This window comes from Citrobacter sp. CFNIH10 (assembly GCF_002934585.1).
Lineage (GTDB): Bacteria > Pseudomonadota > Gammaproteobacteria > Enterobacterales > Enterobacteriaceae > Citrobacter_A > Citrobacter_A amalonaticus.
The window spans coordinates 4,819,627-4,839,529 of sequence record NZ_CP026216.1; the positions used below are offsets into that span (position 1 = coordinate 4,819,627).

A 19,903-nucleotide genomic window follows, 5' to 3' on the forward strand; every position below is an offset into this window, starting at 1 on the left:
TCAGGCCTCGGGTTCCTGATCCGGCACCGGCGGCACCACTACGCCTTCACGCGGGGTATCCGGATTTGGCGCCGGCAGATTCATCAGCTTCGCCAGAATGCTCGCCAGTTTCAGGCGCATCTCCGGACGGCGGATGATCATATCGATAGCGCCTTTTTCGATCAGAAACTCACTGCGCTGGAATCCCGGCGGCAGTTTCTCACGTACGGTTTGCTCGATAACGCGCGGACCCGCGAAGCCGATCAGCGCTTTCGGTTCAGCAATGTTGAGATCGCCGAGCATCGCGAAGCTTGCAGAAACGCCGCCCATTGTTGGGTCAGTCAGCACGGAGATGTACGGCAGACCGCGCTCCTGCATTTTTGCCAGCGCCGCAGAGGTTTTCGCCATCTGCATCAGCGACATCAGCGCTTCCTGCATACGCGCACCGCCGGAGGCGGAGAAGCATACCAGCGGGCAGTTATCTTCCAGCGCCTGTTCAACGGCACGGACAAAACGTGCGCCGACCACAGAACCCATCGAGCCGCCCATGAAAGCAAACTCAAATGCCGCTGCCACAACCGGCATGCCGTGAAGCGTACCCTTCATCACGACCAGCGAATCTTTCTCGCCGGTTTCCTTTTGCGCGGACGCCAGACGGTCTTTGTATTTCTTGGAGTCACGGAACTTCAGCACGTCTTTCGGCTCGAGTTCGCTACCCAGCTCCACCAGCGTTCCTTCATCTAACAGGCTATGCAGGCGGTTACGCGCCGACATACGCATGTGATGGTCACACTTCGGACAGACCTCAAGATTACGTTCCAGCTCAGCACGGTATAAAACCTGACCGCAGCTATCACACTTAGTCCACACCCCTTCAGGAATGCTTGCCTTGCGGGTGGGAGTAATGTTGCTTTTAATTCGTTCAATCCAGCTCATTTATGACCTTTCTGCCTGAACCTGGTGTGTTCCAGTTTTGCCGTGGGGGCGCATAATGTCATTTTTGCCCCCAACAGACCATGAATGTTGCACATTAAAACATAACAGCCCGAAACTTTGGACAAAAAAGTGGTCGAACCGCTGAGTTAGTTTCTATTTTGTTACACGTGACGCTGCGCGTTTATGGCGAACAATTTCCACCACGCCCGGCAGGATCGATACCACAATAATCCCGACGATCAGCAACTTAAGGTTGTTCTGAATCATCGGAATGGTGCCGAAGAAGTAACCGGCATAGGTAAAGAGCAGAACCCACAACAGCGCCCCTATCACGTTATACGCCGCAAAATGACGATACGACATATGTCCCATTCCCGCCACAAACGGTGCAAATGTTCTGACAATCGGCACAAAGCGGGCGAGAATGATGGTTTTTCCACCGTGTTTTTCGTAAAACTGGTGTGTTTTGTCCAGATAGCTACGGCGGAAAATCTTCGAGTCCGGGTTACTGAATAACTTCTCGCCGAACAGGCGACCAATAGTGTAGTTCACCGCATCCCCGACAATCGCGGCAATCAGCATCAACACCACCATCAGGTGCACATTGAGATCGTTGGTGCCCAGCGACGCCAGCGCTCCCGCCACAAACAGCAGGGAGTCCCCTGGCAGGAACGGCGTGACCACCAGTCCGGTTTCACAGAACAAAATCAGGAACAAAATTGCGTAAACCCAGACGCCGTACTCTGCGACCAGTTCCGCCAGGTGCACATCAATGTGCAGGATAAAATCGATGAGAAAGTAAATCAGGTCCATAGTTGTGCCTTTATACGACTCGAATTAGTCCGCCAGAAAGAGCGGGCCCATAGGCGGTTTAGGAAGGTCAAACCGGTCAGGGTAGTCCACCGCAACCAGATAAAGTCCTTCGGCCTTCGCCGTTGCCGCTGCGAGCGTTCTGTCCTTTGCCGCTAACAACTCTGCTATCCAGCTCTCCGGCTGGTTGTGGGCGCCAACTTCCATCAGGCTGCCAACAATGTTCCTGACCATATGATGTACAAAAGCATTCGCTTTGATATCGACCACCACATACGCCCCATGGCGCGACACATTAATATGCATCACGTTGCGCCACGGCGTGCGCGACTGGCACTGGACGGCGCGAAACGACGTAAAGTCATTCTCGCCAATCAGACACTGCGCCGCACGATGCATGCGTTCGGCGTCCAGCGGCTCGTAATAATGCGTCACCCCTTTGCCTAACACCGCCGGACGTAACCGGTGATTGTAGATGATGTAACGATATCGGCGAGCCGTGGCGCTGAATCGCGCGTGAAAATCTTCCGGTACAGCTTTCACCCATCGCACCGCAATGTCACCAGGCAAATTCGCATTTACACCCAATGTCCAGGCCGCATCTTTACGCAGCGCGGTGGTTTCAAAATGCACAACCTGTCCGGTGCCGTGCACACCGGCATCGGTGCGCCCGGCGCAAAAGACGTTAATCGGCTCATTGGCGACCAGTGAAAGCGCCTTTTCCAGCTTTTCCTGCACACTGCGGACTTCATTCTGACGCTGCCAGCCATAATATTTGCTGCCGTCATACTCGATGCCCAGCGCAATTTTATACACCGGCAGTTGTTGCTGGTCAGACATCAGTACAGGTACTCCTGCACCAGTTTTTCCGCAATTTTCACCGCCATCAGCGCGCCGCCAAAGCGGACGTTATCCGCCACGGACCAGAACTGAACCTGTTCCGGCATGCCGTAATCGTTACGCACGCAGCCCACAGACAGATGCGCGCTGCCTGAAGCGTCGCCCACCTGGGTCGGAAATTCACTCTCTTCTGACAGTACAATGTCTTCGCCACGGGAAAAGGCATCACGCGCCTCTTCGGCAGCCAGTGGACGCAGCGCTTCAAATGCCACCATCTGCGCGTGACCGTAAAACACCGGTGACTGTACGCAGTTTGCCGAGATCAACAATCCATCATCCTGCATGATTTTGCGTACTTCATCGACGATCCGCCGCTCTTCACGCACGCTGCCTTCGCGATCCGGCAACAACGGCAACATGTTGAACGCCAGTTGGCGACCAAAGAAATCATCTTCATCGATGGGGATCCCGTTCAGCAGTTTCGCGCTTTGTCCGGCCAGTGCATCGACCGCTTTTTTACCCTGCGCAGATGCCGAAAGCAGACTGGTTACGGTGATGCGAGAAAGCCCACCCTGATCGATAAGCGGTTTCAACGCGGCCAGCAGTTGGCTGGTCAGGCTGTTCGGCACGGCGATCACATTGCGATTGCGATAGTCCGCCAGCACGAACGGGTTCACTTCCGGCACCACCAGCGGAACGTCGGGTTCAAGCGCGAACAGACCGCTGGAATCAATGACCAGACAGCCCGCGTTTGTCGCCTCTTCAACCCAGGCTGCCGTGGCCTCAACGCCAGCAACGAAAAAGGCCAGTTGCGCCTGCGTCCAGTCAAATTCGGCCGCATCCTGCACAATCACTGACTTACCACCAAAGCGCAGATGTTCGCCTGCGCTTTCATTACGTGCCAGCGCAAAAATTTCCCCTACCGGGAACTGACGTTCAGCCAGGGTTTCAAGCAACGCTTCGCCAACGGCGCCCGTCGCGCCGAGGACGGCAATATTCCAGCCTTCAGACATGGTGGTTTACTCCAGAAAAGCATAAGCCTCCCTGCCGATTATTCGTCAGGGGGCATTAAGAAGACATTAACGTGTCGGGTGATGAACTGCGTTAAAACCCAGTTTACACAGTAACGCCGCCGCATCTGCGTCGTCGCACATCACATACAGTGAGGACCATTCACGACGCTCGAGGTAATTTTTGCGCAGTTTATCAAATTCACCCGGTATTCCGGCAACGTTGCGCAGCGGCGCATCGTCGCGGCGCACATCATACACCAAATGCACCAGTCTTTTCAGCGTCGGCTGATCCAACGGACCATGCAGCGTAATACGGCCAAATTCCGGGGCCGGCAGCAAGGTATCCAGCGCGACACGCTGCTCATGACCGATAAATGCGCTATATGCTTCAAAGACCTGCGTGGTGCCGCGCGCTTTGCCTTCCAGCGTGTAGCCCGCAATGTGCGCGGTGCCGATATCGATCGTGTTCAACAGGTCGACATTCAGATCCGGCTCGCCTTCCCAGACATCCAGAACCACACTCAGATCCTGTCCGGCGTTAAGACGCGCCAGCAACGCGGCGTTATCCACCACGGCGCCACGACAGGCATTAATCAGAATAGAGCCCGGTTTCAGACGAGAAATCAGCGCATCATCGGCCAGATGCAGCGTTTTGTAAGGCCCTTCTTTAAACAGCGGCGTGTGGAATGTCAGGACATCCGCTTCCTGAACCAGTTCATCAAGCGAGCGGAAGTCGCCCTCGTCCCCGCGATCCGCACGGGGTGGATCGCATAACAGCGTGCGGATCCCCAGCGCTTCCAGTCGCGCCTGCAGGCGTCCACCGACGTTACCTACACCGACAATCCCGACTGTACGATCGCGCAGCGCGAATCCGTCACGTTCTGCCAGCATCAGTAGCGCGGAGAACACATATTCCACCACCGCAATGGCGTTACAGCCTGGTGCCGCTGAAAATCCGATGCCCGCCTGCCTGAGCCAGTCCTCATCCACATGGTCGGTACCCGCAGTTGCGGTACCCACAAACTTGATGGCTTTCCCTTCCAGCAGCGACGCGTTCACTTTGGTGACCGAACGCACCATTAACGCATCGGCATCATCCAGCTCAGCGACAGGGATGGGACGTCCGGGAACCGCTTTGACCTCACCCAGACGACTAAACAATTCGCGGGCATAAGGCATATTTTCATCAACGAGAATTTTCACGTCTGTCGTACCTGTTTGAGAACGAGAGTTAACCGGGCAAGTGTGCCATAATCTGGCCGCCAGGCATACTTTGCTAAGATTGATGGTTTAAGGATAAGTGATGATGCAACCCATTTCCGGTACTCCCGCACGCCCTCCCGGTGAAGGGCAACCTGCGGTTTCCACGGCGGGCGAACAACCGCTCTCCACGCAACAGCGGACCGTACTGGAACGCCTGATAACACGCCTGATTTCACTGACGCAACAGCAAAGTGCGGAAGTGTGGGCAGGTATGAAGCACGATCTCGGCGTAAAAAGCGATACTCCACTGCTGTCGCGCCATTTCCCTGCGGCGGAACAAAATCTCAACCAGCGCCTCGGTGTGGCCCAACAAAATCATGCCAACCGCCAGGTGCTTTCACAGTTGACAGAATTACTGACTCAGGGAAATAACCGCCAGGCGGTCAGCGATTTTATTCGTCAGCAGTACGGACAAACGGCGCTCAGTCAACTCAAACCGGAACAGCTTAAGAACGTGCTAACGCTTTTACAGCAGGGACAGTTGTCGATCCCGCAGCCGCAGCAGCGCCCGGCGACCGATCGCCCGCTACTGCCAGCCGAACACAATACGTTAAATCAACTGGTTACCAAACTGGCCGCCGCAACGGGGGAATCCAGCAAGCTGATCTGGCAATCAATGCTGGAACTTTCTGGCGTGAAAAGCGGTGAGCTGATCCCGGCAAAACAGTTCACCCATCTGGCGACCTGGCTGCAGGCGCGTCAAACCCTGAGTCTGCAACACGCCCCTACCCTGCAATCGCTACAGGCGGCGCTCAAGCAACCGCTGGAAGCCGATGAACTGCTCAACCTGAAAGATTACGCCCAGCAGACCTGGCAAATTCAACCTCAGACGGTGCTGACCACCGCGCAAGTGCAGGATCTCCTGAATCAGATCTTCCTGCGCCGCGTCGAGCGCGATCGGGAATTAAACGATCCCCGCCACATTCAACCGATTTATAGTCCGTTTACACCGGTTATCGATACGCTGCGCTCGTTCACCGCGCGTCCAGGACTGCTGTTTATCGCCCTGCTGGTCGCGTTATTGATTTTCTGGCTGGTCATCTAGCGCCGGCGAAACGACAGTAGCGTCACCACAATCCCCAGCACCGCTGAAATCGCACCGGCAAGAAACACGGATGGATAGCCACAGGACGTGGCAAGCAACCCCGCCAGCGGACCAGTGACCGCGTAAGAGATATCCTGAAATGCGGCATACCCCCCCAGCGCGGTCCCGCGGACCTGTGACGGTACGCGTTTCACCACTTCAACGCCGAGCGCCGGGAAGATCAGCGAACACCCCGCTCCGGTTAATGCCGCACCGAGCAGCGCAAACCAGGCCGTCGGCGCCAGCCAGAGCAAGACCAGCCCAACGGTCTCGATCAGCAGAGAAGCGATAGCCACCCTGACCCCGCCAAAGCGGTCCGGCATCCAGCCAAACAGCACGCGCATGATCACAAAGGCTCCGCCAAACGCAGTCAGCGTAAAGCCCGCCATCGCCCAACCGTGGCTGGCAAAATAGAGAGAGATAAAGGTGCCGATCACGGCAAATCCCACGCCTTGCAGCGCGAGGCCCAGACCCGCTTTCCAGATAAGCCCTACTACGCTCCACAGTGAGGGACGCTCGCCCGCATGTGCCGGTACTTTACGCACCGTTCCGTTAAATGCCCATGCCAGCAGCGGTAACACCATTGTCGTGCCCGCAAGACCCGCAAACCCAAAATGGCTGTGGATCAGCAGACCCAGCGGCGCCCCTGCCGCCAGCGCACCGTAAATTGCCATCCCGTTCCACGACATCACTTTACCGGAACGTGCCGGCCCCACCAGACCCAGCCCCCAGGTCAGGGTTCCAGTCAGTAACTGGCTTTCCCCAAAGCCGAGGATCAGCCGTCCGACGATTAATAACGCGAATTTGAACGGTACAGAAACGGGTAAGAGTGCTGCCAGTAGCCACGCGCCGCCCGCCAGCGCGCAGGCAAACATGCCCTGCAGCGCAGAACGCTTGGCGCCGTACTGATCGGCGAGTCGCCCGGCATAGCCGCGCGTTAAGACGGTTGCGAGAAACTGAATCCCCACGGCGATACCGACCATCGTATTGCCATAGCCCAGTTCATGATGAACAAAAAGTGGAATGACGGGTAGCGGCAGGCCGACCGTCATGTAGGTCAAAAAGACCGCAAACGCGATACGAAAAAGCGATGTGTTCGCTGCAGATGTTTTTTCTTTATGGGTTACTGCTGTCATGCGTTACTCCAGAATGCAGAGTAAGGCGAGGAAACGCCACGCCCCCTCCACCTGACCGTCAGGATTAAGGTGCGTTGGATAACGTCAAACGCTTACGCATTATCCGGAAGATAATGATGGGCCTGAAGTCTGCCTGCGAGTGACTAATGTTGTCAACCGCAAACCGTACCGTGTGCTCAGTACGGGGGATTATTGTCGAAAAGCGAAGGAAGGACCGCTCCAATCCCTTTCGTGCCAAACAGATAAGTCACCTGCTGCTGCTGTTCAGGCGTCAGGAGTCTGAACATCATATCCCAAATCTCTTTCGGTTCCGCTTCCCAGGCCGAGGCATCGTTTCGCACAGATTCCGGGTCGCTGTCTGCAACATAAGGACGAACATACACGGGGAGAATCGAAATATGGTATTCCCATGCCTTCGATTTTCTGCGTTTGCGCTTAACGCCTTCTTTACCCGTACTCAGGATGTTGAGTCGACTACGAACAGCGGGAACGCTACCGGGAAAACCCGGCAGACCAATACATTCCTGTACCGTGAGCCATTCTTTAGACATCGTTTCGTTCCTTTCCCCAATGAAATAATAATAAATTTTCTTTTTTGCGCGAAATTTCAGGGTTATTGTGGGAAAATAATCCGACAAAAGAAAAACACCTTCTTTTGTCACAGTCATTTAAAACCGTAAAAAATATCGGCGCCGATAACACATCTTCGTAGGATTACAGAATGAGAGAAAAAAGCCAAGACTGGCATCGTGCAGATATTAAAAGCGCACTCGAAAAAAAGGGAATAACACTCAGGGAACTTTCACGCGCAGCAGGTTTATCACCAGACTCGCTGCGTAACGTCTTTACTCGTAGCTGGCCTCGCGCCGAACAAATTATCGCTAACGCGCTGGAAACCACGCCAGAAAAAATTTGGCCAACCCGCTATATCAACCTGCCGACAGAATCTGCTGCCGAGTGCCTTAAAAAATAATATGAGCGTATATTTCAGATATATTTAATCACCCGCGAGAATGACTAATAAATAAAAAAACCTTACGGATAAAAATAGCATTAAAAGTTACGCCTGACCGAATAGATATTGTTAATGCTTCTCGTAATTTATTACGCGTATCACTAACAGAGGTTATTATGAGTTGGGATAAAACAGCCGCCGTGAGTTATGCAAAATCTCATGCAGGCGCGCATTCACAAAGCCGCTGCGCAGAATTTACCCGTAAAGCGATCCTGGCGGGAGGCGTCTTACTTGGCAACACTAACCACGCCAAAGATTATGGCCCAATGCTAAAAAACGCCGGTTTTGTCCCGATTGGTGCCTATGAGTCTCCTCAGGCGGGTGATGTCATCGTGATTCAACCCTATTCCGGTGGAAACCCCAGCGGTCATATGGCGATTTACGACGGTTCAGAGTGGTACTCAGATTTCAGACAACGCGACATGTGGGCAGGCCCTGGTTACCGGGCGGCAAAACCGGCCTATATCATCTACAGGAAATAGCGATGAGAGCCTTCTCTTTTTTAGCACTTGTCCTGCTGCTTTGCAGTTGCTCCACGCCCCGGCACGACAGCACAGAAGACGTTAAACAATTCTATCTCGCGTGGATGGCGGCATTTATCGATGCACCAGATAAGCCTCACGATACCCGCGGGGTAATGCAACGTTATGTTACTAAAGAGGTTATCGATCGCCTGACGTTGATCGATAGCTATTATGAGCAAGACATCGTCGACTCAGACTACTTTATGTATGTGCAGGATTATGCCCCTGAGTGGATCCCACTGTTACAGGTTGGACAAGCACGTCCCTTCCTCGGCGGCGAAAAAGTGGATGTCAAACTGGGTGGACCCGCCAACATAGCGCCCGTTCAACTGGAGGTCTATACGCGTTGGGAAGAAAAACACTGGAAAATCTATCGTGTCAGGGATGTCGGAAACCAGTTTGAACATCCCATTTACAGCGCCGGTGCCATTGCCCGTGCCAGGGCGTGGTCAGCAGAAATTGCGCCGGAATACGAACCGCTTAAAAAGTAAAAAGGGAGCCTTATGGCTCCCTTTTCCGTCAATAATTGTCTTACGCTTTCAGCTTACGCATCACCAGCGTGGCGTTAGTACCGCCGAAACCGAAGCTGTTAGACATAACGGTGTTTAGTTCGCAATCGACAGTTTCGGTCACGATGTTCAGGCCTGCAGCCTGCTCGTCCATCTCTTCGATATTGATGCTCGGTGCAATAAAACCATGCTCCAGCATCAACAGAGAGTAAATTGCTTCCTGTACGCCCGCGGCGCCAAGAGAGTGACCTGTCATCGCTTTGGTTGCAGAGATCGCAGGACTCTTATCGCCAAACACTTCGCGAATCGCGCCCAGCTCTTTCACGTCGCCCACCGGCGTTGAAGTACCGTGGGAGTTCAGATAGTCGATCGGCGTATCTACACCGTGCATCGCCATCTGCATGCAGCGCACTGCGCCTTCGCCGGACGGAGCCACCATATCCGCGCCATCAGAGGTCGCGCCGTAGCCCACGATTTCCGCGTAGATATGCGCGCCACGCGCCAGGGCGTGTTCCAGTTCTTCAACCACCACCATACCGCCGCCACCCGCGATAACAAAACCATCACGGTGCGCGTCATAGGTACGGGAAGCTTTAGCAGGCTGATCGTTATATTTGGTGGACAGTGCGCCCATCGCGTCGAACTCACAGGCCATTTCCCAGCCCAGCTCTTCGCCGCCGCCCGCAAATACGATGTCCTGTTTACCCAGTTGAATTTGTTCAACCGCATTGCCGATGCAGTGAGAAGACGTCGCGCAGGCCGAGCTAATCGAATAGTTTACGCCGTGGATTTTAAACGGTGTAGCGAGGCAGGCCGAAACGGCAGAGCCCATCGCTTTGGTGACCACATACGGGCCAACTGCTTTCAGACCACGCGGGCTGCGCATGGCGTCAGCACCGAAAACCTGCGCTTTAGACGATCCACCGGAACCTGCAATCAGGCCAACGCGCGGGTTATTCTGATAAACCTCTTCGCTCAGACCAGCGTCTGCGATAGCTTCACGCATGGAGAGATAGGCATAAATAGAGGCATCGTTCATGAAACGCACCACTTTACGGTCGATCAAACCAGTGGTGTCCAGTTTGACGTTACCCCATACGTGGCTGCGCATTCCCGCATCTTTAAACTCTTCAGAAAAAGTGATCCCTGAACGTCCTTCACGCAGAGATGCCAGGACTTCCTGCTGGTTATTACCGATGCTGGAAACAATGCCCAAGCCAGTAATCACTGCACGTTTCATTCAATACCTCTGTCAGTCGCACTATAGTAAGTTTCGATTGGCACAATAGCGTACACTTGTACGCCGAACAAGTCCGATCAGCCAATTTATACTGAAATTTGCGCCGCCTGGCACACATCGCTAAGATCGTGACACTGCCTGTCAGACGAGTAACTTACGTGAAACAATACGCTATACAACCCGCCAACCTCGAATTCAACGCTGAGGGTACACCTGTTTCCCGAGATTTTGACGACGTCTACTTTTCCAACGACAACGGTCTGGAAGAGACGCGCTATGTCTTCCTCGGAGGCAACCGGATCGCTGAACGCTTTGTGGAACATCCTCGCCCGTTGTTTGTGGTGGCTGAGAGCGGCTTCGGCACGGGTCTGAACTTTCTCACGCTCTGGCAGGCGTTCGCCGCATTTCGCGCCACTCAGCCCGATGCTACGCTACAAAGATTACATTTCATCAGTTTTGAAAAATTTCCGTTGAGTCGTGACGATCTCACAGCGGCGCATCAGCACTGGCCGGAGTTGGCCGAATTTGCCGGGCCACTTCAGGCCCAGTGGCCGTTGCCGCTGGCGGGTTGCCACCGCCTGCTGCTGGAAGAAGGACGCGTCACGCTCGACCTCTGGTTTGGCGATATTAATGAACTCACCGATCAACTCGACGACAGCCTGAATCAAAAAGTTGACGCCTGGTTTCTCGACGGCTTCGCCCCGGCCAAAAATCCGGACATGTGGACGCAAAATCTGTTTAACGCCATGGCGCGTCTGGCTCGTCCTGGCGGTACGCTGGCAACCTTTACATCTGCGGGATTTGTTCGTCGTGGTTTGCAGGATGCCGGCTTTACTATGCAGAAATGCAAAGGTTTTGGCCGCAAGCGCGAAATGCTGCGCGGAACCATGGAACAGACGCTGAAAATCCCGTCCTCAACGCCGTGGTTTGCTCGTCAGGGAAGCGAAAAACGTGACGTCGCAATCATTGGCGGCGGGATCGCCAGTGCACTGCTTTCGCTTTCGTTGTTACGCCGGGGCTGGCAAGTGACACTCTATTGTGCCGATGACGCCCCCGCCCTGGGCGCATCCGGCAACCGTCAGGGAGCACTTTATCCCCTGCTCAGCAAGCACGACACGGCGCTCACCCTTTTCTTCCCGGCGGCATTTACCTTTGCCCGTCGCTTGTATGACGCCCTGCCCGTAGAATTTGATCATGACTGGTGTGGCGTCACGCAGTTTGGCTATGACGACAAGAGCCAGCACAAGATCCAACAAATGCTGTCGCTGGCATTGCCGTCTGCGCTGGCAAGTGCGGTGGATATTACCCAGGCACAAAAACTTACCGGGGTAGACACTGGGTGCGGTGGCATAACCTATCCGCAAGGCGGTTGGCTGTGCCCGGCGCAACTGACCGCTGCCGTGCTGAAACTCGCGGAAAAGCAGGGGCTACGCTGCCATTACCAACACTCTCTGGCAGCTCTTCACCGTTCAGCTTCCGGCTGGGATCTGCACTTTACGCACGGCAGTCACGCAGAACATGCCGCGGTAGTGCTGGCCAATGGTCATCAGATTAACCATTTTGCCCAAACGCAGCCGTTACCCGTCTACGCTGTCGCCGGCCAGGTCAGTCATATTCCGACGACGCCAGCGCTTTCCGGGATCCGTCAGGTGCTGTGCTATGACGGTTATCTGACGCCGCAAAATCCGACGAATCAACAACACTGTATCGGCGCCAGCTACCATCGCGGCAGCGAAGAGACGCAGTATCGGGAAGACGATCAGCGGCAAAATAGGCAGCGCCTGATTGACTGCTTCCCGGCAGTAGACTGGGCTAAAGAAGTCGATGTGAGCGGCAAAGATGCTCGCTGCGGCGTGCGTTGTGCCACCCGCGATCATTTACCGATGGTGGGAAGCGTTCCGGACTACGCGTCGACGCTTTCATGCTATGCAACACTCAATGAACAGACTAAAGATGCCGTTTTAGCCCCATATTATCCGGACCTGTATATGATTGGTGCCCTGGGTGCTCGCGGACTTTGTTCTGGGCCACTTGCAGCTGAAATTCTGGCTTCCCAAATGAGCAGTGAACCTCTTCCCCTCGACAAATTGACACTGGCTGCACTGAACCCGAATCGACTGTGGATCCGTAAACTCCTGAAAGGTCGGCCTGTTGAGTAGCCCATCAAATCAGTTCCGGCATGATGAGCTAAACCCAACGAGAACAGACCATATCGCGTAGAAGGTATCAATACGTCTCGTCTTAAAGCAGTCAACGCAGGCGTATCATGTAGCTTGACGCGGTAAACGGCTCAAGCATTACGCGGACTCGTGCGGTTATTCATCATCATTAAACTTGACCTGTATGGCTATAGACTGATCAGGACGACCAGCGTTCTCAGTAAGAGGCCTCAGATTATCATCAAGAATAGCGATATAAGGCTTCTCCGCAGTCAATGCAGCGAACTGAGGCAAATCGAGATCAATGCGGTTAGCAACCCCTTTTGAACACTCCGGATCAACATTACCCATAATGGCATAAAACAGATTCGTTTTTCCTTTTGCAGGCGAGGCATCTTTAATCATCCGGGAAAGGGAGATTCCCCCCTGTTTTTTATCGCAAACCGCCAGTTTTCCAATGACTTCCGGGTAGATGGTAACCCCCACCGAAGGGAGATTTGTATAGGTAAAACGGGTCAAAAACAAACCATCGCCTTCCAGAAAGCGGTTAGCAAGTATTGAAGGCTGAATAAGTGAATGATGTCCGGCAGACATGATATTAACAGGCGGAAAACTATGTGTTTTTTCAGATTTTAACAGCGTCTCTGTCCAGACCATTAGATTTTTATCCTTCAACGCATTACGTAAATCATTCGCTCGTGAGGAAGAATAAGCATTATCTTCATTCAGATTGACCTTAACTGCCATGGGTGTTTTAGAAATAAGACCTGATGTCGAATGAACGGAAGCCAGAGAACCATTGTAATAGCAATACTGATTGCCAAAACTACGCAACTCAGGATTCAGTGTTGATAACTCACGACAAGTATCTGTCCACAAAAACATTTGATTGTTGCTAATAAGGTTCACAAGGAAAAATGCGGGAAGATAGCTGTTATTCCCGACAGAGATGATATTATCGCTGCTAAAGACAACATCTTCTATTTTACCGGTTTTCGTGTAACGGATAAGAGAAGGGATCTTAAATGACTTATCGCCTACCTTAACTTGCTTTTTGTGGGAATCAATTTCAACGCTGCCATTAATATCAGGGTAACCCCAGAATGCCATATCAATAGTCGTTCGCCAGGAAAGCAGTTTTCTGTCCAGGAACATTTGCCCCGAGAAATTTTCCGCGAGCGTCGCCATATTGCCATTTAAATCACGGCCAAGCCCTACAGGGTGAGAACCATAGTTCAGATAATTGAGAATGGTCGGAGAAACATCAAGAGTTGTACCATGACGAGGATTTTGAGTTGGTTTGATACCCGCGCCAGTGATCATCAATAAATTATGGCGCTCCTTCTTCTTCAACGTCTCTAGTGTCTTTACCATTACTGGAGCGAGATGATCTGAACCAAAAACCAGTAACGTATCATCCAGAAGACCTTTCTTCTTCAAGGACTGATACACTTTACCAATAAGGAAATCGGTACAATGCGCCGCATTCAGCAGATGATCATTACCATCACCATACTTCATAGTCGCGCATTCGTGTGCCAGATACCCTTCCGGCTGATGGGTTCCGATATTGATTGAAAAGAGTCCCCAGGGTGCCAGGGTCTGTCGCAAAGAAGCAACACGCGTCAGTAATTGTTCGTAAAGGGTATCATCATACAGCCCCCAGTTGTTTATGTAATCTTTGGCTACATGTTGATCAATAAACTCTTTCCTACCTTTCACATCAGAAAAACCATGATCCTTATAAAACTGCCCTTTTCCTGCGAATTCAGTTTCGGCTCCGCCCATAAACTCCAGGTGATAGCCTTTCGATTTTAAAATATCCCCTAAACATACAGCATTGGGCATAAAATTATTCATCTGGAAATTATCATTGGTGAACACAGATAATAACGGCAAACCACATTGACTGGAAACCATTCCGGCCATTGTCCAACTGCTACCAATAGTTTGACCAATGTTAGTGAATGTAACGCTATCCTTTTCAATTTTATGCAACTCAGGAAGTAATCCAGGGAAAAGACTTTCATCCATATAATTCCCTTCCAGACTCTCCAGATAAAAATAAATGATATTCTTAGGCTTTTGAGTCGATGATATGACTTGCGGCTTTATAAAATAATCAGAAAAATCACCTGATGATTGCGATGTCAACGAATACGAAATTAAATTTGAGGTCGCAGGAGTACAAAAGAATGCGCATAACACCATTATCATGCCTTCAACCACCGGCACAATTTTGAATTTGGTATTTTTGCTTTTTAAAAAAGACCTAAAATAGATAATAATAAGAACTGCAAAAAAAGCTTGCGACAATAAGAAGTAAAATATTAAAAAGTAAAAATCACTAAAATCTCCCCCTTCGACTCCGAATCGAAGATGGTAGAAAACAGAATCATCAAAACCTATACCCGTAAACCAGTTAGCGAGTAAATAGCACCCTGTCAATAAACTAAAAATTATTGTAATAAGGATAAAACAGGTAGCAATGATCGAGCCGGCGATACCTCGACTGTGGCTTTTAAAGAAAAAAAAGAAAGCAGACAAATAAAGCAATGCTGCTAAAAAAGACCAACTCTCATTCCCCATTTCCATAATAAACCGCATCCTTTTAAATCTCAGGCATTAGAAATGCTGACGTCATAGAAAATTATTTATCAACTGTTTCCCATAAGTATATTATTCATAATGAATGTTTTTATAAACATAAAACAATAAAATACCCTACAAGCAAAATGCCGGTAGGGTATTAATGAATTTGTTGAGCCTACAGTCATTGACATAGTATGACAATGACAAAACTCTTTACTCAATCAATAATCATACAACTAACTGGGACTCAACTTCTTTTACATGGTGACGAGCCAGGGCTAAGTTAGCTTTCGCCTTATCAAGAACAAAATAGATAAAAAGCCCTGGATTCTTATCAATAGGGCAAATAATATGATACTGTTTACCTAATGTAATCAGAATATCATCAATTTTATCGTTGAGCTTAAGGGTTTCCATCGTTTTCATTTTTGCACGCACTACTTCGGTGTTACCTGCAGAAGCCAGTTCCAGGTTAATGCCTGAGCCAGCCTGACCTAGCATCATACCGCTATTAGAGTCAACAACAGAAGCGACGATCGCACCAGAAACCTGCATCAGCGAATTTAATGATTCAGAAATATTACTCATGATAAGTCCTTTATAAAAAAATAGATTAATTCCAATAAAACTACTCGATCAACAACGCCAATAACTTCAGTACATCCTCCTTATTCCTGATATCAACAGCAATAACAGGAACATTTGAATCATTAATTAAATCTAATATTTCAATGACTCTATCGGAATAAGACTCACTATACTTACTAATTCCTACAATACATTTACTGGTCAACAACACATCACGAAACCTATTGATGAAAAAATTAATTTCATCTGTAAATGTCTTGCTGGTAATATCAAAAAGTATTACAGTGCCTCTTGATCCTTTACTCATAAACTCCCAGAGAAACTCGAACCTCATCTGACCAGGGACACCATAGAGTCTCACACGGGTATCATTGTTAAAGCTAAACTCACCATAATCAATGCCAACAGTGACTGTCTTCTTTGGAACCAGCTGACTATTCAAAGACTCTGTATCTAATGAGGAACGCATAACCTCCGTGCTCACAACAGATATTTCACTAACTGCATTTATGGCTGTCGTTTTACCAGCCCCTGTTGGACCCACGAACACTATTTTTAATTCATTCATATATAAAAACACCAGATAGCAAATTAGTGTGTTTTTGCAACATTCAGAGGCTCACCGTATGAAATACATTATAAGCATAAAAAAGGAAATAACCAGAAAAAATTGCCAGCATTATAATGCACCATCGACACATGAATATAAACCGCCCTTCCAAAAGGTCATACGCATAATATTCATCAGACTAAAAAAAAATGGCAAACAATAGAACTAAAACATGCTTGTAATAATATACTTCCATTTAAATGATGAGTAGATTGAATAGGTAAGATACAATCCAGGCAAGAGTTACTGATTTTCTCAAAAAAGAATTAAAAATTGTTCTGAAATCCACGCATTACCCATTAATCACCTCTAAGCTGTTTAATTCCCTGAGCTGCATCATGATGAGAATTAAGGCTTCGCATACGTCGTGAATCAACAGTATTCTTATTCGACTTACCTCGTGTTCCTTTGTGTTGGCTCGAAGCAGTATGGCTATCCTTACCTCCGTTCCCTAACACAGTTATAGGCAGCACGTTATTGATTGCCTGATTATCCATCTTCACATTTGCAATCCGTTGCACATAGCTGGAACTTCCTCCAGCATCTGCAATGAAACCCCGACTAAAGTTACCACTGTAGTAACAGGAGAACGCTTTCAGCCGGGCGGTTTCCGCATCAGATACTTTTAACGCGCGATCGTAACATTCCTGATAAATAGAAGCCGCAGCGCGGAGGTTTGAACATGGTTCAAATACAGTTTCATAATCAAGGGCATATCTGGACAAATTATACCGGTTTATCTGCGCCAGCCCCATTGAAAAATTCCAACCAGCGTTAGCAAGATAGCGAGCAGTAACAATAGCCTCTTCCTTATTTACAGGCTGACGAGCCAGTCTTCCCCCCACCACGCCTATGGCATAAGGGTTAAAAGAAGACTCAACGCTGATAATTCGATGTATAGCCTCAGTGTACACTTCCGCACCGCATTGTGCCGTAATAGCGGGCAAGTCAAACATTCTCAAACCCTTTCAGAAAATAGAGAAAAATGTAGCGACGTTTATTTGCACTACGGGAATTTTGACTATTCATCCGGGTTTACATAGCGGGTCGTTTCTCTTGCCATCGCTCCGGCAATGACATCATAAAGCGCATCGTAATTAGTTGCTATAAAAGCGTGTCCAGGACCGACACAAGAGTTTTGCCAGTCTAAATCAGAACCATTACTTATTAAAGAGATATAATATATTTCCACATCTGTCGTCGTCGTTCCAGCAGGATATTTTTTAAGACCGTTTCTGATTACATCACAGAGATGATATGTATCCATTAGTGTCTTTCTATTTTTCTTTGAATAGGTATCATCCTCACCATCAGAGATGACAAATATCATTTTAACGTCATTTTTGCCTTTGGTGCTGAGTGGTACAGCTCTTAATAATCCACTAATACTATCCGTCCCCCCACCTGGAGGTCCCATGTTGTTAAAATTGTCTATTATGGAACGGTTATCTGTAAGTTCCACCAGATAGTAATTGGGCTTTTCGATGGTTCTGATAAATTTAGCGACATTTGCATGATCATGGGTCCCCGAAGTAGCGTAGGCGCAAAGAGACTCAAAAGGAATAACATGATCGGAAGAATACTGAGAGGGACCATTAAGATAATTAATAAAAGTCACAACATTATCATCAGTAAATAGATAATCGTCTGCAACAGTACCTTCGTAATCCATTGTTTCAATATTAGCGATAGAATTATATTTACTTACTGATGCTGTTAGCAAATTAAACTTATTAAAGTTATTGGTAAATTCCTCATAATTATCTGGGTTATGAATATCAGAACTAGGGTCTGCATCACAGGTTAACTTGCCACTATCTTTTCTACAATACCCCTCATCAATTAACCATGTCTCCGCAGAGGTTGTCGTATAACCATTGGCTTTCGCGATTACATCCTTATAATAACTATTAAGATAGGCGTCTGTATTGTTTATAAAGGTATTACCTGTCGTGCGTTCCGGTGGTTGTTTGTTATACCAAAAACTCCAGTCTAACCCTGAATACTTATCCTGAAGCTTTCCAATATAAGTACACCCAACCTCTTTACTTGTCGTACTTGCGTAATTCGTCTTGTCTAATACGGCAGGAATTCCCGTAGAGAACGGTACAATACCAATCGTACTACCATTGTCATTATCGAATATTCGGTTACCAAGATCGGTAAACACTTTTTTTAATAATTCAATACGAGTGTAGCCTCTCTCTGCTGAACTACTATTCATAGAACCTGAAAAGTCGAGTACAAACGTATAATCTGCAGGGACGGAAAGATCTTCAAGTGATTTGCGGATATGACCCGACGACCGCTCGCCATGCAAAGTTATGTTCGAATGAAAACCACTATAACCCTCTTTGTATAAAGAAAGTAACGGATGGGTGATGATATCAGAATCTAAGGAAAAATCTGTCGACACCACCTTACCATTTTTATCCTTTTCTTTATCAACATTTATATAGACTTTGTTTTTGTCTATTTCCTCACCAGGGAGATAATAAGATAAATACATTACTGTTTTTTCAGTATCTGCATTTTTATCGTCACTGTCATATGACATCGCAATTGAATAGACGCCCTGATTAATAGCATCTGATAAACGAGACCGCTCAGTGATAAATCGAGCCCCATCAATTGCTAATGAAAAGAAACCGATAAGCGTAGGCAACATAAGCGCATAACTTATTGTTACAGCGCCTTCCCTGCAAATAATGAATAACAAAAATCGTTTGATTAAATATTTCATTTTATATCTACCTGAGTTACCAGCAGAAATGATAGCTTTGTTTACCGCGGCAGCGCGACATTTCGAATATAAAGACTACCGAGGTCCTTATTAAAGATGCCCAAAGCTCGATTAAAATAACTTTCTGCTCCGGGAACACACAAAATCACTTCATAAACCGGAAACCAATCTTGATCAGCGTCAGGAGATCTATCCGGGCGATGACCCCAGACCGAAAGCTTCGCAAGATCCTCACGACGGGAATACTTACGTGTAACATCACAACCCTCAATGAACATGGTATTAAAAGAGGTTGATGTATATCTTGAAAGTGGCCCGTCTGGTTTAACGGGATGCGAGCTTGGGCAATTATTTAGGCGACTACTTTGAATACTACTTTGAATACTACATTGTTGGGCTATAGGCTGTAGAATTTGTATACCGAGCTGATAGGGCTCGACGGAACCATCTTTTTGGCGCAACATCTCGTCCAGCGTTGCTTTTAAGGTATCCAGATCGCTTTTGCTAATATCGGAAGCGTTACCGCCACCAAACAGACCGTTTCGCTCACGAAAAATCATTGTTAATGAATAATTAACGCGCTCCATATGGCTTTTTTTAATGAGTGAAAAACTCATATCAATCAGGAATCCGCACATCAAAGCGAAAATCAGTAAATAAAAAGCAAACTCGATGCTTGAGGTTCCTTTCTCAGAATATAATCTTTTCCATAAACCGTAACGTTTCATCGCAACATCCTGTATATAGAGGATTCACTTAACAAGAGTGACTATGTCTAATTTATAGGTAAAACTGTTTTTATTTATTGTTATCATGATACGTATGAAAACTTGCTCTAAGTATTTTCGCACCTTCTGCACCA

General features: G+C 48.9%; 19 protein-coding genes. 5 read left to right on the plus strand and 14 right to left on the minus strand.

Annotated features, from left to right (window positions below; all coding sequences use genetic code 11):
- From accD to pdxB, 5 genes are all read right to left on the minus strand, one after another.
- A complete protein-coding gene (gene accD / locus C2U53_RS27560; RefSeq protein ID WP_104446757.1) occupies positions 1-915 on the minus strand; it encodes an acetyl-CoA carboxylase, carboxyltransferase subunit beta in 915 nt (304 codons plus the stop codon).
- A gap of 153 nt (positions 916-1,068) precedes the next feature.
- Positions 1,069-1,728 carry a DedA family protein gene (locus tag C2U53_RS27565; protein ID WP_042999994.1) on the minus strand — a complete coding sequence of 220 codons (660 nt, stop codon included), beginning with the start codon at positions 1,726-1,728 and terminating at the stop codon, positions 1,069-1,071.
- Positions 1,729-1,752: 24 nt separating this feature from the next.
- Complete coding sequence (gene truA / locus C2U53_RS27570) at positions 1,753-2,565, minus strand: tRNA pseudouridine(38-40) synthase TruA (protein WP_044258491.1); 813 nt, start codon at positions 2,563-2,565, stop codon at positions 1,753-1,755.
- Entirely contained in the window at positions 2,565-3,578 is a 1,014-nt protein-coding gene (locus tag C2U53_RS27575; protein WP_042999992.1) for an aspartate-semialdehyde dehydrogenase, read from the minus strand. Before C2U53_RS27575 ends, truA begins: the two co-directional genes overlap by 1 nt.
- A gap of 66 nt (positions 3,579-3,644) precedes the next feature.
- A complete protein-coding gene (pdxB, locus tag C2U53_RS27580; RefSeq protein ID WP_090049621.1) occupies positions 3,645-4,781 on the minus strand; it encodes a 4-phosphoerythronate dehydrogenase PdxB in 1,137 nt (378 codons plus the stop codon).
- 103 nt (positions 4,782-4,884) lie between these two features.
- Here pdxB and flk point away from each other — a divergent pair, with 103 nt between their 5' ends.
- A complete protein-coding gene (gene flk / locus C2U53_RS27585; RefSeq protein WP_043001872.1) occupies positions 4,885-5,886 on the plus strand; it encodes a flagella biosynthesis regulator Flk in 1,002 nt (333 codons plus the stop codon).
- Here flk and C2U53_RS27590 read toward each other — a convergent pair.
- Positions 5,883-7,061, minus strand: a complete 1,179-nt coding sequence (locus C2U53_RS27590) for an MFS transporter (protein ID WP_104446758.1) — start codon at positions 7,059-7,061, stop codon at positions 5,883-5,885. The genes flk and C2U53_RS27590 overlap by 4 nt on opposite strands.
- A gap of 176 nt (positions 7,062-7,237) precedes the next feature.
- Positions 7,238-7,612 carry a DNA-binding protein gene (locus C2U53_RS27595; protein ID WP_061069825.1) on the minus strand — a complete coding sequence of 125 codons (375 nt, stop codon included), beginning with the start codon at positions 7,610-7,612 and terminating at the stop codon, positions 7,238-7,240.
- A 170-nt stretch (positions 7,613-7,782) separates the two neighbouring features.
- Between C2U53_RS27595 and C2U53_RS27600 the strand changes: the two genes are divergently transcribed.
- From C2U53_RS27600 to C2U53_RS27610, 3 genes are all read left to right on the plus strand, one after another.
- Complete coding sequence (locus C2U53_RS27600; RefSeq protein WP_044266272.1) at positions 7,783-8,034, plus strand: helix-turn-helix domain-containing protein; 252 nt, start codon at positions 7,783-7,785, stop codon at positions 8,032-8,034.
- A 158-nt stretch (positions 8,035-8,192) separates the two neighbouring features.
- Positions 8,193-8,558, plus strand: a complete 366-nt coding sequence (locus C2U53_RS27605; RefSeq protein WP_044258479.1) for a hypothetical protein — start codon at positions 8,193-8,195, stop codon at positions 8,556-8,558.
- Between the two features lie 2 nt (positions 8,559-8,560).
- A complete protein-coding gene (locus C2U53_RS27610) occupies positions 8,561-9,091 on the plus strand; it encodes a YbjP/YqhG family protein (RefSeq protein ID WP_042999989.1) in 531 nt (176 codons plus the stop codon).
- A gap of 40 nt (positions 9,092-9,131) precedes the next feature.
- On the opposite strand, the gene fabB is transcribed toward C2U53_RS27610, so the two are convergent.
- Positions 9,132-10,349 (minus strand): beta-ketoacyl-ACP synthase I, encoded by a 1,218-nt coding sequence (gene fabB, locus C2U53_RS27615; RefSeq protein WP_044258478.1) that lies wholly within the window; start codon positions 10,347-10,349, stop codon positions 9,132-9,134.
- A gap of 158 nt (positions 10,350-10,507) precedes the next feature.
- Between fabB and mnmC the strand changes: the two genes are divergently transcribed.
- Positions 10,508-12,508, plus strand: coding sequence for a bifunctional tRNA (5-methylaminomethyl-2-thiouridine)(34)-methyltransferase MnmD/FAD-dependent 5-carboxymethylaminomethyl-2-thiouridine(34) oxidoreductase MnmC (mnmC, locus tag C2U53_RS27620; RefSeq protein ID WP_042999987.1), 2,001 nt, complete (start codon positions 10,508-10,510; stop codon positions 12,506-12,508).
- Between the two features lie 156 nt (positions 12,509-12,664).
- Here mnmC and C2U53_RS27625 read toward each other — a convergent pair whose 3' ends face one another.
- The 6 genes from C2U53_RS27625 to tadF form a co-directional block, all read right to left on the minus strand.
- Complete coding sequence (locus C2U53_RS27625) at positions 12,665-15,103, minus strand: sulfatase-like hydrolase/transferase (RefSeq protein WP_172740604.1); 2,439 nt, start codon at positions 15,101-15,103, stop codon at positions 12,665-12,667.
- A 225-nt stretch (positions 15,104-15,328) separates the two neighbouring features.
- Positions 15,329-15,688, minus strand: a complete 360-nt coding sequence (locus C2U53_RS27630; RefSeq protein ID WP_042999985.1) for a hypothetical protein — start codon at positions 15,686-15,688, stop codon at positions 15,329-15,331.
- 40 nt (positions 15,689-15,728) lie between these two features.
- Complete coding sequence (locus tag C2U53_RS27635) at positions 15,729-16,256, minus strand: ATP/GTP-binding protein (RefSeq protein WP_042999984.1); 528 nt, start codon at positions 16,254-16,256, stop codon at positions 15,729-15,731.
- Between the two features lie 341 nt (positions 16,257-16,597).
- Complete coding sequence (locus C2U53_RS27640; protein WP_099434005.1) at positions 16,598-17,254, minus strand: lytic transglycosylase domain-containing protein; 657 nt, start codon at positions 17,252-17,254, stop codon at positions 16,598-16,600.
- Positions 17,255-17,319: 65 nt separating this feature from the next.
- Entirely contained in the window at positions 17,320-19,041 is a 1,722-nt protein-coding gene (locus C2U53_RS27645; protein WP_104446760.1) for a VWA domain-containing protein, read from the minus strand.
- Between the two features lie 41 nt (positions 19,042-19,082).
- Complete coding sequence (tadF, locus tag C2U53_RS27650) at positions 19,083-19,769, minus strand: tight adherence pilus pseudopilin TadF (protein WP_099434007.1); 687 nt, start codon at positions 19,767-19,769, stop codon at positions 19,083-19,085.
- Between the last annotated feature and the right edge of the window lie 134 nt (positions 19,770-19,903).

Excerpts from the sequence above, each read along its gene's own strand:
- accD (WP_104446757.1), bottom strand. The coding sequence starts at position 915 with ATGAGCTGGATTGAACGAATTAAAAGCAACATTACTCCCACCCGCAAG.
- C2U53_RS27565 (WP_042999994.1), bottom strand. The coding sequence starts at position 1,728 with ATGGACCTGATTTACTTTCTCATCGATTTTATCCTGCACATTGATGTG.
- truA (WP_044258491.1), bottom strand. The coding sequence starts at position 2,565 with ATGTCTGACCAGCAACAACTGCCGGTGTATAAAATTGCGCTGGGCATC.
- C2U53_RS27575 (WP_042999992.1), bottom strand. The coding sequence starts at position 3,578 with ATGTCTGAAGGCTGGAATATTGCCGTCCTCGGCGCGACGGGCGCCGTT.
- flk (WP_043001872.1), top strand. The coding sequence starts at position 4,885 with ATGCAACCCATTTCCGGTACTCCCGCACGCCCTCCCGGTGAAGGGCAA.
- C2U53_RS27590 (WP_104446758.1), bottom strand. The coding sequence starts at position 7,061 with ATGACAGCAGTAACCCATAAAGAAAAAACATCTGCAGCGAACACATCG.
- C2U53_RS27595 (WP_061069825.1), bottom strand. The coding sequence starts at position 7,612 with ATGTCTAAAGAATGGCTCACGGTACAGGAATGTATTGGTCTGCCGGGT.
- C2U53_RS27600 (WP_044266272.1), top strand. The coding sequence starts at position 7,783 with ATGAGAGAAAAAAGCCAAGACTGGCATCGTGCAGATATTAAAAGCGCA.
- C2U53_RS27605 (WP_044258479.1), top strand. The coding sequence starts at position 8,193 with ATGAGTTGGGATAAAACAGCCGCCGTGAGTTATGCAAAATCTCATGCA.
- C2U53_RS27610 (WP_042999989.1), top strand. The coding sequence starts at position 8,561 with ATGAGAGCCTTCTCTTTTTTAGCACTTGTCCTGCTGCTTTGCAGTTGC.
- fabB (WP_044258478.1), bottom strand. The coding sequence starts at position 10,349 with ATGAAACGTGCAGTGATTACTGGCTTGGGCATTGTTTCCAGCATCGGT.
- C2U53_RS27625 (WP_172740604.1), bottom strand. The coding sequence starts at position 15,103 with ATGGAAATGGGGAATGAGAGTTGGTCTTTTTTAGCAGCATTGCTTTAT.
- C2U53_RS27630 (WP_042999985.1), bottom strand. The coding sequence starts at position 15,688 with ATGAGTAATATTTCTGAATCATTAAATTCGCTGATGCAGGTTTCTGGT.
- C2U53_RS27635 (WP_042999984.1), bottom strand. The coding sequence starts at position 16,256 with ATGAATGAATTAAAAATAGTGTTCGTGGGTCCAACAGGGGCTGGTAAA.
- C2U53_RS27640 (WP_099434005.1), bottom strand. The coding sequence starts at position 17,254 with ATGTTTGACTTGCCCGCTATTACGGCACAATGCGGTGCGGAAGTGTAC.
- C2U53_RS27645 (WP_104446760.1), bottom strand. The coding sequence starts at position 19,041 with ATGAAATATTTAATCAAACGATTTTTGTTATTCATTATTTGCAGGGAA.
- tadF (WP_099434007.1), bottom strand. The coding sequence starts at position 19,769 with ATGAAACGTTACGGTTTATGGAAAAGATTATATTCTGAGAAAGGAACC.